Source organism: Streptomyces sp. GS7, from assembly GCF_009834125.1.
Taxonomy (GTDB): Bacteria; Actinomycetota; Actinomycetes; order Streptomycetales; family Streptomycetaceae; genus Streptomyces.
Genome location: NZ_CP047146.1, coordinates 9039721 through 9054765 on the forward strand (window position 1 = coordinate 9039721; position 15045 = coordinate 9054765).

Consider the following 15045-nt stretch of genomic DNA (forward strand, 5'->3'; position numbering starts at 1 on the left):
CCCACACCCCCGCACCAGGGCCCGGTGCCGCCGGTCATCTCCGCGGCACCGGGCCCTGGTTGTGTGTCCGCCGGCGGATCAGTCCCGTACGACGCCCCAGCGCACCCGCGGCGTCCCCGCGAAGTGCACCGCGTGGCGCGGCTCGTGATACGCCCGCCCGAGCACGACCACATCCGGACTGCGGTCCAGGACGCCCCCCGACGGGTCGTCGTCACCGTCCCTGCGGACCACGTCCCGCTCCGGCATCAGGATGTCGCGGACGACCACCGCGCAGAGGTAGAGGGTGGCCAACAGGTGTAGTGCGATGGCGAGTTGGTAGCCCTCCGGCGGCAGCCCCTGGTGCTTGTCGCCGCTGCCGGTGTAGGCGAGGTACATCCAGATCCCGAGGAAGTACATGACCTCGCCCGCCTGCCAGATCAGGAAGTCCCGCCAGCGCGGCCGGGCCAGCGCGGCGAGCGGGACCAGCCACAGCACGTACTGGGGCGAGTAGACCTTGTTGGTGAGGATGAACAGCGCGACGACGAGGAACGCGAGTTGGGCGAAGCGCGGCCGGCGCGGCGCGTAGAACGTCAGCAGCGCGATGCCGCCGCAGCCGAGGATCATCAGCACCGTCGCGTAGAGGTTGGCGTTCTCCAGTGGGTCCCCGGTGCGCTGCGAGATCAGCAGCCACACGGAACCGAAGTCGATGGGCCGCTCCTGGCTGAAGGTGTAGAACTTCGCCCAGCCCTCCCGGATATGGAATCCGGACGCGTCGTGCGTGATCATCACCGGCAGGTTCACCACCAGCCAGGACGCCACCGCACCGGTGACGACCCTCCCGTACGCGCGCCAGGCCCCCGCGCGCCAGCACAGCAGCAGCAGCGGACCCAGCAGCAGGACGGGGTAGAGCTTCGCCGCCGTCGCCAGCCCGATCAGGACTCCGGACGCCAGCGGGCGGCTGCGTGACCACAACAGCATCCCGGCGGCGGTCAGGGCGACCGCCAGCAGGTCCCAGTTGATGGTGGCGGTGAGGGCGAAGGCGGGAGCCAGGGCCACCAGCAGACCGTCCCAAGGACGCCGCCGGTGAGTACGCGCCACACACACCGCGATGACGGCGGCGCAGACCATCAGCATCCCGGCGTTGACCAGCCAGTAGATCTGCTCGCGGTCCTGGATCGCCCCGCTGTGCGGCGTCATCCAGGAGGCGACCTCCATGAAGACGCCGGTCAGCACCGGGTACTCCAGATACTGCATATCGCCCGGCAGCCGGTCGAAGTACGGGATCAGCCCGTCGGCGAAACCCCGCCCGGTGTAGAGATGGGGGATGTCGGAGTAGCAGGCGTGGACGTACTGGCTGGTGGCGCCGAAGAACCATCCGCCGTTGTAGCAGGGCAGCTTCTGCACCATGCCGAGCGCGAACACACCGATGGCGACGAGCACGATGACCCGCACCGGCGTCATCCAGTTCGCACCGAGAAGCACCCGCCGGCCGATCGGCCCTCCGATCAGCTCGCTGCCGGCCGCCGCCACCTCATCCCGTTGCGTCGGCCGTACCGGCTCGTCCTGTCGCAGGCTCGTCATGGCCCCATCCTGCCGTACACGCATGGGACGAACACGACGAAGCCCCCGCCCGGTCGCACCGGGTCGGGGGCTTCGTGGAGCCGTGTTTCACGTGAAACGAGCGCCGTTTCACGTGAAACGATCAGCGGTCCTAGCCGCCGGTGGGCCCGCCGAAGATTCCTCCTCCGCTGTTCCCGCCGCTCGTCGGGTCAGGCGTCGGACTCGTACCGCCGTTACCGCCATTACCGCCGCCCGGCCCGCCGCCGTTTGCCCCGCCGTTCCCGCCGTTGTGCTTGCAGTGGAAGTCCCACGGGGAGCACGACTTGGTCGGGGTGGCAGTCGGAGTATTCGACGGCGACGCGGACTGGCTGGGCGTACCGGACGGAGTCACCGTCGGCGCGGCACTCGGCGTCGGGGTCGGCGTGGGCGAGGGCATCCCCTGCTCGTTCTGCACCTGCCCGATGGGCGTGGCGGCCGGGAAGTCCTGCGGGGAAACACCCTCCATCGCCTGGAGCATGTACTGGGTCCACACCTCGGTCGGCAGCGCGCCACCGTGGATCGAGTCGAAGCCGCCTACGCCGTTCATGGACAGCTGACGGGGGTTCTGTGCATCCTCACGGAACATGGTGATGGCCGTCGAGAGCTGCTTGGTGTAGCCGACGAACCACGCCGACTTGTTCTCGTCGGTGGTACCGGTCTTGCCGGCGGCCGGCATACCCAGCTTCTTGGCCGTCGTCGCGGTGCCGTTCTCGATCACGTTCTTCAGCACGTCGGTGACGTTGTTGGCGATGTTGGCGTCCATCGCCGTCTGCGGCTTGGGCTTGTCGAAGCCCTTCACCTCCTCGCCCTGGGACATCACCTTGGTCACCGAATACGGCTCCACGCTCGTACCGGAGGCGGCGAAGGTGCCGTAGGCATCGGCCATGCGAATCGCGCTCGGCGTCGAGGTGCCCAACGCGAAGGACGGGTTGAGGTTCTTGTCGAAGCTGCCCGGCGCGATCCCCGCGGCCTGCGCCATCTCCTTCACCTTGTCCATGCCGACATCCATGCCGAGCTGGACGTACGGGGTGTTGACGGACTGCTCCATCGCCTTCCGCAAGGTGATGTAGCCCCAGGGGTAATTGCTCTCGTTGACCTGGTAGAAGGGCGAGTTGTCCTTCTTCAGCACAATCGAACCGTCCGGGTTCCTCACCTTGAGATGGTCATCGCCGTTGTACTTGCTGTCCGGCGAGACCGGCGTGCCGCTGTGCGCGATCGTCCCGTACTTCATCGCCGCGGCGAGCACGAACGGCTTCCAGGTCGAGCCGACCGGCACGCCGTAGGTGTCGGCGTTGTTGCTGAAGTGGCCCTTGTCGTAGCCGTCACCGCCGTACAGGGCGACGATCCTGCCGTCTCCCGGCACCACTGAGGCGCCACCGAACTGGACGTACTTGTCCTTCTCCGGCCGCTTCTGCGGGTCGATGTAGTGCTTGTCGACCTTCTGCACCGCGGCTGCCAGCTCGTTGGTCTTCTTCTCGTCGAAGGTCGTCTGGACCGTGTAGCCGCCCTTGTCGAACAGTGCCTCGCTGATGTTCCCCTGCTTGAGCACGTACTTCTTGGCCACGTCGATCAAGTACCCGATCTGGCCACTCTTGCTGGCCACCGGCTTCGGCGCCTTGGGCATCGGGAACTTCGTGTAGGTGGCCCGCTCGTCCTTCGGCATGAGGTGATTGTCCACCTCACGGTCGAGGATCCAGGACCAACGAGCCTTGACGCGCTGGGTGTTCTGCTCGGGGGTGGCGCCGGGTCCGGTACCGCCCGCAGGGTCGTAGAGGTTCGCGCCCTTGAGCAGGGACGCCAGGAACGCGCCCTCGTCCGGCTTCAGCTGGGAGGCGTTCTTCCCGTAGTACGCCTGGGCCGCCGCCTGGATGCCGTAGGCACCACGACCGAAGTAGCTGGTGTTCAGGTACCCCTGCAAGATACTGGGCTTGTCCATCAACGAGCCGACCTTGATGGAGATGAACAGCTCCTTGAACTTACGGGTGATGGTCTGCTCCTGGCTCAGCATCGCGTTCTTCACGTACTGCTGAGTGATGGTCGACCCACCCTGGGTGTCACCCCCCTTGGCCATGTTGACCAGGGCGCGGAGGATGCCCATCGGGTCCACGCCGGAGTCCGTCCGGAACGAGGCGTTCTCCGCGGAGATCGCTGCGTTCTGCATGGACATCGGAATTTCGCTTATCTTGATGTTCTGCCGGTTTGTCTCACCATCGCGCGCCATGACCTTGCCATCGGCCCAGAGGTAGACGTTGTTCTGCGACGTGGCAGCCTTGTTCTCATCCGGCACCTGCACCAGCGCGAGGCCGACACCGGCCGCGCCGACGATCAGGCCGATGACCGCGACGGACATGCCGGCCACCTGTTTCCAGGACGGCACAAACCGGCGCCAGCCGGTGCGATTGGTGCGCGGATAGTCAATGAAGCGCTTCTTGGCGGGATTTCCACCACCACGACCGCGCCCCCGGCCTCCATCAGCGCCGCCACCGCCGCCACCGCCACCGCCACCACGGCGGCCACCGCCGCCGTAATCGCCGGCGGACCCTCCGGAAGCCATCGCCGCGGAGTCGGACGCCCGCCGGCGTCCGCCGCGCTGCGCGGCCCGCCGGGCCTCGGCACGCCCTCCCGGCGGCCGGTCCTCGGGGGACTGGGGCATAGACCCCGTAACAGCGCCATGCGGAGGGGCCGCACGCCGCCCTGATGGCTGCTGTGCGGCACGTCTGGCCGCGGCACGTCCGCCACCTTGTGGCTGTGGCGGTTTGCGACGGTGCTCGCTCATGGAACGAATACTCCTCGGGCAGGCGCGCTTTCTCGTCGCCTGAAGGCGGCAGTTGTCTTCAGGTCCCCCCGATGCACGACCCGCTCCTGACGCGCGGGCCGCACTACACCGAGGTCAGGGACGCCACGTATCGGCCCACGGTTCCCGGCAGTCTGCATGCCGCACAGACTACGCACGGCCAAAACCTGCCCAGTGTTGAAATTCACTCCAAAACAGTCAGGTTACGTCGCACGAATAAGTGATGTGATGCCGTTCACCGTCCCCACCCTTGTTCCGCCCAGGGCGCCGTTCTATCGTCTGGATGTATCGAGTCGATACATCAGCACGAGATAAAGACCGCACAGGGCCAAGGAGGCGGAGGATGAACAGGCGTTCCGGCGTCCTCGAATTCGCCGTCCTCGGCCTGCTCCGCGAATCCCCGATGCATGGTTACGAGTTGCGCAAGCGGCTCAACACCTCGCTCGGGGTCTTCCGTGCGTTCAGCTACGGCACCCTCTACCCCTGCCTCAAGGGGCTGGTCGCGAACGGCTGGCTCGTCGAGGAAACAGGCGGCGCCCCGGAGGGCGTTCCCGCCGCGGCGCTCACCGGGCGCCGGGCCAAAATCGTCTACCGATTGACCGCAGCGGGCAAGGAGCACTTCGAGGAGCTGCTCACCCACTCCGGGCCGGATGCGTGGGAGGACGAGCACTTCGGCGTCCGTTTCGCGTTCTTCGGCCAGACATCGCGGGACGTACGGATGCGCGTGCTGGAAGGCCGCCGCAGCCGGCTGGAGGAGCGCCTCGAAAAGATGCGCACCTCCTTGGCCAGGACCCGCGAGCGGCTGGACGACTACACCCTCGAACTGCAGCGGCACGGCATGGAATCCGTGGAGCGCGAGGTCCGTTGGTTGAACGAGCTCATCGAGAGTGAGCGCGCCGGGCGCGATCAGCGCGCCCCGGGTCCCACGGAGCGGGACAAGAACACCCCGTCAGGAGATGCGGACGGCCTGCCCCGGCACCGGGGTGGTTCCCGGCCGGATCCGTCCGAATGACACCACCACATGGGGCCCTGCCGTGCAGGTCCTCATCGAGAACACAGGGAGCAACCGGAATGGGTTCGGTTCGCGTAGCCATCGTCGGCGTGGGCAACTGCGCCGCCTCGCTGGTACAGGGCGTCGAGTATTACAAGGACGCCGACCCCGACAGCCGCGTGCCCGGCCTCATGCACGTGCAGTTCGGCGACTACCACGTCCGCGACGTCGAGTTCGTGGCCGCCTTCGACGTGGACGCCAAGAAGGTCGGCCTCGACCTCTCGGACGCCATCGGCGCCAGCGAGAACAACACCGTCAAGATCTGCGACGTGCCGAACACCGGCGTGCAGGTCCAGCGCGGCCACACGCTCGACGGCCTGGGCAAGTACTACCGCATGACGATCGAGGAGTCCGCGGAGGCCCCGGTCGACATCGTCCAGGTCCTCAAGGACAAGCAGGTCGACGTCCTGGTCTGCTACCTGCCCGTCGGCTCCGAGGACGCGGCGAAGTACTACGCCCAGTGCGCCATCGACGCCAAGGTCGCGTTCGTCAACGCCCTCCCGGTCTTCATCGCCGGCACCAAGGAGTGGGCGGACAAGTTCACCGAGGCCGGTGTGCCGATCGTCGGTGACGACATCAAGTCGCAGGTCGGCGCCACGATCACGCACCGCGTGATGGCCAAGCTCTTCGAGGACCGGGGCGTCATCCTGGACCGCACGATGCAGCTGAACGTCGGCGGCAACATGGACTTCAAGAACATGCTGGAGCGCGACCGCCTGGAGTCCAAGAAGATCTCCAAGACGCAGGCCGTCACCTCGCAGATCCCCGACCGCGAGCTGGGCGAGAAGAACGTCCACATCGGCCCGTCCGACTACGTCGCCTGGCTGGACGACCGCAAGTGGGCCTACGTCCGCCTTGAGGGCCGCGCCTTCGGCGATGTCCCGCTGAACCTTGAGTACAAGCTTGAGGTCTGGGACTCCCCGAACTCCGCGGGCGTCATCATCGACGCGCTGCGCGCCGCGAAGATCGCCAAGGACCGGGGGATCGGTGGCCCGATCCTCTCCGCTTCCTCGTACTTCATGAAGTCGCCGCCGGTGCAGTACTTCGACGACGTGGCACGGGAGAACGTCGAGAAGTTCATCAGGGGCGACGTCGAGCGCTGAGGCACTCGCCGCTCTCCCTGCTTCGCCGGCCTCCGGGTATTCCGCCCGGAGGCCGGCGTGCTGTGTGAGGCTGTGCCTCATGCATGCTGTGCGCGATCTCCGCGTATTACTGCGGCTGCGCGACTTCCGGACGCTCCTGGCCGCACGGCTCCTGTCCCAGGCCGCCGACGGGGTGTTCCAGGTCGCGCTCGCCGCGTTCGTCGTCTTCTCGCCCGAAAAGCAGGCGTCGCCCGAGGCGATCGCCTCCGCCATGGCGATTCTGCTGCTGCCGTACTCCCTTCTCGGGCCGTTCGCCGGAGTGCTGCTGGACCGCTGGCGCCGGCGTCAGGTCCTGCTGTACGGCAATCTGCTGCGGGCCCTGCTCGCGATGGCGACCGCCGTGCTGATCGCGGTGAAGGTCCCGGACTGGCTCTTCTACGCCTCGGCCCTCTCCGTCACGGGCGTGAACCGCTTTGTCCTGGCGGGGCTTTCCGCGTCGCTTCCCCGCGTCGTCGGCGGTGAACAGCTGGTGATGGCCAACTCCCTTGCCCCGACGGCAGGAACGCTCGCCATGACGGTCGGCGGTGCGCTCGCCCTCGCCGTCCGACTGGCCGGCTCGGACGTGGATACGTTCGTCGTGCTGCTCGCCGCGTTCCTCTACTTCTGTTCCGCCCTCACCGCCCTGCGGATGCCCCCGCAGCTCCTCGGCCCCGACCCCTCGGTGCTCCAACCCCACCTCGGCGAGGCCCTGTTGAGCACCGTCAAGGGGTTGGTGGACGGTCTGCGCCACCTCGCCGAGCGGCCCACCCCGACCCGCGCGCTGGCCGCGATGACGGTGATCCGCTTCTGCTACGGCGCGCTGACGGTCATGGTGCTGATGCTGTGCCGGTACGCCTGGGCCCGTACCGAATCCCAGGGTCTGGCGCTGCTCGGGATAACCGTCGCCGTGTCAGGAGCCGGCTTCTTCGCGGCTGCCGTGATCACCCCGTGGGCGGTCGGGCGCCTCTCGCCATTCGGCTGGATCGCCTTCTGCGCCGCGATGGGCGCGATCCTGGTGCCCGCACTCGGCCTCTTCTTCCACCCGGCACCCATGCTGGTCGCCGCGTTCGTCCTCGGCCTGGGCACACAGGGGACCAAGATCACCACAGACACGGTGGTCCAGTCGTCGGTCGACGATGCCTTCCGCGGCCGGGTCTTCTCCATCTACGACGTGCTGTTCAACATCGCCTTCGTCGGCGCCGCCGCGGTCGCCGCGCTGATGCTGCCGCCCGGCGGGAAGTCAGCCGCACTCATCGCCATGGTGGCCGTTCTCTACGCCGCGGTCGCCGCGACGCTGGCCCGCAGGGGATTCGGACGACCCTAGGGCTGTCCGGTGGGTCGGGGTCAGAGGGGCCCTGGCCGTCCCTCCCTTGCCAGTTGGCGCCCCTCGCCTGTGCGGCGGCGCCGGAGCAGATACCGTACGGGCGTCATTCACGCGTCCGGACACGTCACTTCCGGACACTTCCTTATCGGGGGAACTCCCATGACCACGCCGCCTCAGGGCCCGAATCCTTACGGCCAGAGTCCGTCGTACGGCCAGCAGCCATACGGTCAGCAACCGTACGGCCAGGCCCCCTACCCGCAGACTCCCCAGGCACCGCAGGCTCCTTACGGCCAGCCGCAGGGCGGATACGCCTATCCCCAGCAGCCGCAGACCCCGTACGGTCAGCCGCAGCAGGGGTATCCGCAGGCGTCGCAGCAGCCCTACATGCAGGGCGGAGCGCCCATACCGCCGCAGCCGTCCCGGCCGCAGCGCTCGCCCAAGGCGATCGTGAAGGGCATCTTCGTCGCTGTCGCCCTGATCGGTATCGGCGTGGCCTGGGTGAGCTCGTGGAACGACGCCGACACCGCCAAGGTCGGTGATTGCATGAAGAACAACGGCAACGAGATCAATCCCGATCTCAAGGTCGTCGACTGCGGCACCGCAGAAGCCAAGTTCAAGGTGACGGCAGTCCACTCCAACACCACGGACAGGTCTCTCTGCCCCAAGACCGACACAACCTATGCGGAGACCCAGCACCGCCGCCACGGCGGCACCACCCGCTTTGTGCTCTGCCTTCAGGACATCAAGTAGCGACGAGTCCGCTCCCGGGACACCGCGGGGCGATGTTTCACGTGAAACACGGCGGTTCACGACCGGCCGTTTCACGTGAAACATCGCCCCGTTTCACGTGAAACATCGACGGTTTCACGCGCGCGGCCTGAGCGGTCTCAGCCCTGGGCGGCCCACCACTCCTTGAGCGCGGCCACCGCGGCCTCCCGCTCCATGGGGCCGTGCTCCAGCCGCAGTTCCAGCATCTGCTTGTACGCCTTGCCGACCTCAGGCCCCGGGCCGATGCCCAGGATCTGCATGATCTCGTTGCCGTCCAGGTCCGGGCGGATCGCGTCCAGCTCTTCCTGCTCCTGGAGTCGCGCGATGCGTTCCTCCAGCCCGTCATACGCACGTGACAGGGCCGCGGCCTTGCGCTTGTTGCGTGTGGTGCAGTCCGAGCGTGTCAGCTTGTGCAGGCGCTCCAGCTGCGGGCCGGCGTCGCGCACGTAGCGGCGGACCGCGGAGTCCGTCCACTCACCTGTTCCGTATCCGTGGAAGCGCAGATGCAGCTCCACCAGAAGCGAAACGTCCTTGATCATGTCGTTCGAGTACTTCAGGGCGGACATACGCTTCTTGGTCATCTTCGCCCCCACCACCTCGTGGTGGTGGAACGAGACCCGGCCGTCGCTCTCGAAGCGCCGCGTCCTGGGCTTGCCGATGTCGTGCAGCAGCGCCGCCAGCCGCAGCACCAGATCAGGCCCGTTCTCCTCCAGGTCGATGGCCTGCTCCAGGACCGTCAGCGTGTGCTCGTAGACATCCTTGTGGCGGTGATGCTCGTCACTTTCCAGGCGCAGCGCCGGCAGCTCGGGCAGTACCCGGTCCGCCAGCCCGGACTCCACCAGCAGCCGCAGCCCCTTGCGCGGGTTCGCCGCCACGATCAGCTTGTTCAGCTCGTCGCGCACCCGCTCCGCGGACACAATCTCGATACGGTCCGACATCGCCTTCATCGCGGCGATGACGTCCGGGGCGACCTCGAAGTCCAGCTGGGCGGCGAAGCGCGCCGCGCGCATCATCCGCAGCGGGTCGTCGGAGAACGACTCCTGCGGCGTCCCCGGGGTTCGCAGCACACGGGCCGCCAGGTCCTCCAGGCCGTCGTGCGGATCGACGAACTCCTTCTGCGGCAGCAGTACCGCCATGGCGTTCACCGTGAAGTCCCGGCGGACCAGATCGTCCTCGATGGAGTCACCGTAGGAGACCTCGGGCTTGCGTGAGGTGCGGTCGTACGCCTCGGAGCGGTACGTCGTGACCTCGATGTCGAACGATTCCTTCTTGCAGCCGACCGTGCCGAAGGCGATGCCGACCTCCCAGACCGCGTCCGCCCACGGCCGGACGATCTTCAGTACGTCCTCAGGCCGGGCATCCGTGGTGAAGTCGAGGTCGTTGCCGAGCCGGCCGAGCAGCGCGTCCCGGACCGATCCGCCGACCAGGGCAAGCGTGAACCCGGCCTCCTGGAAGCGACGGGCCAGGTCGTCCGCGACGGGGGACACCCGCAGCAGCTCGCTCACGGCACGGCGCTGCACGTGGTTGAGCGCGTTCGTCGACTGCGGAGCCCGCTCGGACCGCGGGGTGGGGAAGTCATTGTTGGCGTTCGGCACAACAGAAAAGGGTACGTGGCCGCGCAGCGGCCGGCGTCACGTCAATAAAAGGGGACAGGCATGAGCGGCCCCGCCTTGGCGATCATGTGGAGCAGTCCCCGGCACTACGGCGTGCCGGGCCTCGTTACCATTCGTGGACGCACATTCCGACGACCACTGACGACGACGAGGGACGGGCGAGCGCGTGGCCGATGCGGCAGGGTTCCAGGCGACTGAACGGCCGCGTGGTCGATGGCTGCGCAGGACCGTGACACTGCTCACCGGAGTGCCCCTGTTCGTGGGAATGCTGCAGCTCCCGCACAGCCCGTCCGCCGAGGCGGCCCAGACTGGCTCCCACACGGTCAGCGTCACGATCAACGCGATGTCCCCGTCCGCCCCCGGGAAGGACGACACGGTCACCGTCTCCGGCACACTGGCCAACGACGGCAAGACCCCGGTCACCGACGCACACGTCGGACTGCACCGCGGCGCCGCACTCAGCGACCGCAGCTCCATCGAAGCCGTGACCCAGCGCACCGGATATCTGCCGGGCGCCGACGGCAAGGAGATCGACGGGCACACCGAGAAGATCGACAAGCTGGATCCGGGCACCAGCAAGCCGTTCACCCTCAGCGTTCCGGTCAACGACCTCGGCCTCGGCGACGACGGTGTGTATCCGCTCGGCGTCACGCTGTCCGGGCTTACCCAGAGCTCCTCGTACGAGCAGGTCCTCGGCATCGACCGGACCTTCCTCCCCTGGCAGAACGCCGCACCGGCCAAGAAGACCCAGCTCACGTACCTGTGGCCGCTGATCTCGTCCACCCACCTCACCGCGGAGACCGGCGCCGACGCCCAGCAGACCCCGGTTTTCCGCAACGACGATCTCGCGGCGGAGATCGCGCCCGGCGGCCGGCTCCACCAGATGGTCACGCTCGGCAAGAACCTCCCGGTGACCTTCGTCATCGATCCCGACCTGCTCGCGACCGCCGACGCGATGACCAAGCCGTACCGGGTCAACGGCCCGGACGGCCCGATGGGCAAGAACCAGGCCGTCGCCAAGCAGTGGCTGAACGACCTCGAAGACGCCGTGAAGGGGCACGAGGTCGTCGCCCTGCCGTTCGGCGACCCCGATCTCGCCTCGCTCGCACACCACGGCAAGAGCGTGCCCAGCGCGCTCAGCCACCTCGGTCCGGCCACCGATCTCGCCTCGAAGACCGTGGACACCATCCTCGGCGTGAAGCCGCGCACCGACTTCACGTGGCCGGTGAACGGCGCGATCGACTCCTCGATCATCGACGTCGCCACGTCGGCCGGCGCCCACAACGTCATCACACGCAGCGACAGCCTGGGCGACAGCGGCCTGCCCTACACCCCGACCGCGGCGCGGCCCATCGGCGGCGGCAACACCGCCATCGTCACCGACGAGCAGCTCTCCCGGGCCTTCGAGGGCGAGATGTCGAAGTCGGGAAACGCCAGCCGCGCGATCCAGAAGTTCCTCGCCCAGGCTCAGATGATCGGCCTCCAGGACCCGGAGCAGCAACGCAGCATCGTCGTCGCGCCGCAGCGCATGCCGTCCGCGAGCCAGGCCGAGACGATGGCCGGCGCACTGCGGAATCTGGAGTCGGTGGGCTGGACCCAGACGCTGAAGCTCGGCGATGCGGCCAAGGCCAAGCCCGACCCCGCCGCCAGCCGCCAGATCCCGAGCCGCGCCACGTACCCGTCGTCGTTGCGCCGCCAGGAGCTCCCCACGGACGCCTTCCGGCAGATCCAGGACACCCAGGCCGCGCTCGACGACTTCCAGGTGATCCTGGCCCAGCCCGAGCGCGTGGTCACCCCGTTCGGCAACGCCATAATGCGCGAGATGTCGACGGAGTGGCGGGGTGACCCCAAGGGAGCCGCGAGCTTCCGCGACTCCGTGCGCAGCTACCTCGACGGTCTGACCAAGAAGGTGCACCTGATCCAGAAGTCGGAGGCGACGCTCTCCGGGCGCAGCGCCACGATTCCGGTGACGGTCCAGAACAACCTGCTCCAGGGCGTCGAGGGCATGACGCTGCGGCTGACCTCGTCCCAGTCCAACCGCCTGGACGTGGGGCCGTCGCAGCAGATCAAGGTGGACGGCGGGCACAGCCAGTCCTTCAAGTTCGACACCACGGCGAACGCCAACGGTCGTGCCTGGGTGACGGCCCAGCTCTACACCGCGGACGGCAAGCCCTACGGTGACCCCATGACGTTCCAGGTGAACGTCACGGAGATCACCGCCACTGTGATGCTCGTCATCGCGGGCGGTGTGCTGCTGCTCGTCCTCGCCGGCGTACGGATCTACCTCCAGCGCAAGCGAGCCGCCGCCGAGGACTCCGAGGAAGGGCCCGACGACGAGGACAACGACGGTTCCGACGGCACAGCAGGCGCGAACGGCGACAACGGCGGAACGGGCGGCGACAAGCCCGAGCAGCCGGGTGACCGCTCGCCGGACACCGGATCGGAAAAGTCCGGCCCGTCCGGCACAGGTGAGAAAGTGGACCGTTGATATATGACGGGGCCGGATGGCCGGCGACGGATGAGGTGGGGCAGCGATGAATGCGCCGTATGACGGTGGCCGCGGCCGGGGCGCCCCTGGCGATCCCTCGGAGGCGGTCCCTCCGACGCCGCCGTTTCCCGCGGATCGGGACCCTTTTGTCCAGGATGCCTACCGCAGCGACCTCCAGCACACGCAGGACCCGACGGGCCAGGATCCGCCGGCTGACGCGTTCTACGACCACGCCGCGCCTCCGCCGCCGGGACAGCCCGCGCACGCCCTCTACCAGCAGTCGCCCACCGCTCAGCCCACTCCCGGCCCGCAGCAGTGGTCCACGCCCCCGGCGCCCGCTCCCCAGGCCCCGGCCCACGATCTTTCGTACGGCGACGCCGCCGAGACGATGCAGTTCGCCGGTGGCGAGGAGCTGACCGCCCAGGGCGAGAGCGGGCGTCCCGAGCAGGACGCGTTCGCGCATCTCTTCCGTGATCAGCAGCAGCCCTACGAGGCACCGCGTCCGGCGACGTCCCCCGTGGCGCAGCCGGTGGCCGCCGCGCCGCCCGGCGCAGAGCCCGCACCGCAGCAGACCCCGGCGGAGCCCGAGCCCGCCCCCGTGGCGGCGGCCGGCAAGCAGTCCGGTGGCCGCGCCTCCGGGCTGCTGAAGTCCAGCGCGGTGATGGCCGCCGGCACCATGGTGTCCCGGCTCACCGGCTTCGTCCGCTCGGCGCTGATCGTCGCGGCGCTCGGCGGCGCGGTGCTCGGTGACTCCTGGCAGGTCGCCTACCAGCTGCCGACGATGATCTTCATCTTGACCATCGGCGGCGGCCTGAACTCCGTCTTCGTCCCGCAGCTGGTACGCGCGATGAAGGAGGACGAAGACGGCGGCGAGGCGTACGCCAACCGCCTGCTGACCCTCGTCATCGTGGTCCTCGGCGCGCTGACGGTGCTGGCCGTGTTCGCGGCGCCGCTCCTGGTGAAGCTCGTCTCGTTCGACATCTCCCGTGATCCGGCGGCCAACGAGGTCGCCGTCGCCTTCACCCGCTACTGCGTACCCACGATCTTCTTCATGGGCCTGCACGTCGTGATGGGGCAGATCCTCAACGCCCGTGGCCGCTTCGGCGCGATGATGTGGACCCCGGTCCTCAACAACATCGTCATGATCGCCACCTTCGGCCTGTTCATCTGGGTCTACGGCACGGCGAAGACCTCACACATCGGCGTCACCACCATTCCCGCCGAAGGCATCCGGCTGCTCGGCATCGGCACCCTCCTGGGCCTCGTGGTCCAGGCGCTGGCGATGATCCCGTATCTGCGCGACGCCGACTTCAAGCTCCGGCTGCGCTTCGACTGGCGCGGCCACGGCCTGGGCAAGGCCGCCAAGCTCGCCAAGTGGACGGTCCTTTTCGTGCTCGCCAACCAGGCGGGCGTCCTGGTCGTCACCCAGCTCTCGACCTGGGCCGGCAACACCGCGGACCAACAGGGCCACCCGGGCACCGGCTTCATTTCGTACGCCAGCGCCCAGCTGATCTGGAACATGCCGCAGGCGATCATCACCGTCTCCGTGATGGCGGCACTGCTGCCGCGACTGGCACGGTCCGCGCACGACGGCGACACCGGCGCGGTCCGGGACGACATGTCCCAGGGGCTGCGCACCTCGGCCGTCGCCATCGTCCCGATCTCGTTCGGCTTCCTCTCCCTCGGCATCCCGCTGTGCACGCTGGTCTACGGCTCGTCCGGCGCCGGCATCCCGATGGGGTACATGCTGATGGCCTTCGGCGTGGGGCTGATCCCGTTCTCGGTGCAGTACGTCGTCCTGCGCGCCTTCTACGCGTACGAGGACACCCGCACCCCCTTCTACAACACGGTGATCGTCGCTGCCGTCAACGCCGCCGCCTCCGCCCTCTGCTTCCTGGTCCTGCCCGCCCGCTGGGCCGTGATCGGCATGGCGGCCTCCTACGGTCTCGCCTACGTCATCGGCGTCGGCGTGGCCTGGCGCCGGCTGAGCAAGCGGATGGGCGGAGAGCTGGACACCGCGCACGTCGTGCGGACGTACGCGCGGCTGGCCGGCGCCAGCATCCCTGCCACGATCATCTCCGGGGCCGTGGTGTACGGCGTCATGCAGACCCTCGGCAGCGGATTCCTCGGCTCGCTGGCAGGTCTCATCGGCGGTGCCGCCGCACTTCTGGCCGTGTTCTACGTCGCCGCACGGAAAATGCGGATCGAAGAGCTGAATGCCCTGGTCGGCATGGTCCGGTCCAAGCTGGGGCGCTGACCGAGCACAACCATCGGCTGCCACCGTGTGTCGTGCATAGTGGCGGACTGT

9 protein-coding genes are annotated in these 15045 nt (G+C 68.1%); 6 read left to right on the top strand and 3 right to left on the bottom strand.

All coding sequences use genetic code 11. The annotated features are described in order from the left end of the window. Positions 1 to 78: 78 nt before the first annotated feature. On the bottom strand, positions 79 to 1560 hold the full coding sequence (locus GR130_RS39470) for a glycosyltransferase family 87 protein (RefSeq protein ID WP_159509518.1): 1482 nt from the start codon (positions 1558 to 1560) through the stop codon (positions 79 to 81). A 130-nt stretch (positions 1561 to 1690) separates the two neighbouring features. Next, on the bottom strand, positions 1691 to 4354 hold the full coding sequence (locus GR130_RS39475; protein WP_443043746.1) for a transglycosylase domain-containing protein: 2664 nt from the start codon (positions 4352 to 4354) through the stop codon (positions 1691 to 1693). A gap of 361 nt (positions 4355 to 4715) precedes the next feature. On the opposite strand from GR130_RS39475, the gene GR130_RS39480 reads away from it, so the two are divergent. The 4 genes from GR130_RS39480 to GR130_RS39495 all read left to right on the top strand — a co-directional run bounded on the left by GR130_RS39480 (position 4716) and on the right by GR130_RS39495 (position 8618). Next, complete coding sequence (locus GR130_RS39480) at positions 4716 to 5384, top strand: PadR family transcriptional regulator (protein WP_159509522.1); 669 nt, start codon at positions 4716 to 4718, stop codon at positions 5382 to 5384. A gap of 59 nt (positions 5385 to 5443) precedes the next feature. After that, entirely contained in the window at positions 5444 to 6526 is a 1083-nt protein-coding gene (locus tag GR130_RS39485; RefSeq protein WP_159509524.1) for an inositol-3-phosphate synthase, read from the top strand. Positions 6527 to 6605: 79 nt separating this feature from the next. Beyond that, complete coding sequence (locus GR130_RS39490; RefSeq protein ID WP_159509526.1) at positions 6606 to 7868, top strand: MFS transporter; 1263 nt, start codon at positions 6606 to 6608, stop codon at positions 7866 to 7868. 159 nt (positions 7869 to 8027) lie between these two features. Then, complete coding sequence (locus GR130_RS39495) at positions 8028 to 8618, top strand: LppU/SCO3897 family protein (RefSeq protein ID WP_159509528.1); 591 nt, start codon at positions 8028 to 8030, stop codon at positions 8616 to 8618. Positions 8619 to 8755: 137 nt separating this feature from the next. Here GR130_RS39495 and GR130_RS39500 read toward each other — a convergent pair whose 3' ends face one another. After that, entirely contained in the window at positions 8756 to 10231 is a 1476-nt protein-coding gene (locus GR130_RS39500; RefSeq protein ID WP_159509530.1) for a CCA tRNA nucleotidyltransferase, read from the bottom strand. A 247-nt stretch (positions 10232 to 10478) separates the two neighbouring features. Between GR130_RS39500 and GR130_RS39505 the strand changes: the two genes are divergently transcribed. Further along, on the top strand, positions 10479 to 12737 hold the full coding sequence (locus GR130_RS39505) for a DUF6049 family protein (protein WP_159509532.1): 2259 nt from the start codon (positions 10479 to 10481) through the stop codon (positions 12735 to 12737). 46 nt (positions 12738 to 12783) lie between these two features. After that, entirely contained in the window at positions 12784 to 14994 is a 2211-nt protein-coding gene (gene murJ, locus GR130_RS39510) for a murein biosynthesis integral membrane protein MurJ (protein WP_159509534.1), read from the top strand. The last annotated feature ends 51 nt before the right edge of the window (positions 14995 to 15045 follow it).

Bases quoted from the DNA above. Each gene is read 5' to 3' on its own strand.
- GR130_RS39485 (WP_159509524.1), top strand. From the start codon at position 5,444: ATGGGTTCGGTTCGCGTAGCCATCGTCGGCGTGGGCAACTGCGCCGCC.
- GR130_RS39470 (WP_159509518.1), bottom strand. From the start codon at position 1,560: ATGACGAGCCTGCGACAGGACGAGCCGGTACGGCCGACGCAACGGGAT.
- GR130_RS39495 (WP_159509528.1), top strand. From the start codon at position 8,028: ATGACCACGCCGCCTCAGGGCCCGAATCCTTACGGCCAGAGTCCGTCG.
- murJ (WP_159509534.1), top strand. From the start codon at position 12,784: ATGAATGCGCCGTATGACGGTGGCCGCGGCCGGGGCGCCCCTGGCGAT.
- GR130_RS39480 (WP_159509522.1), top strand. From the start codon at position 4,716: ATGAACAGGCGTTCCGGCGTCCTCGAATTCGCCGTCCTCGGCCTGCTC.
- GR130_RS39475 (WP_443043746.1), bottom strand. From the start codon at position 4,354: ATGAGCGAGCACCGTCGCAAACCGCCACAGCCACAAGGTGGCGGACGT.
- GR130_RS39490 (WP_159509526.1), top strand. From the start codon at position 6,606: ATGCATGCTGTGCGCGATCTCCGCGTATTACTGCGGCTGCGCGACTTC.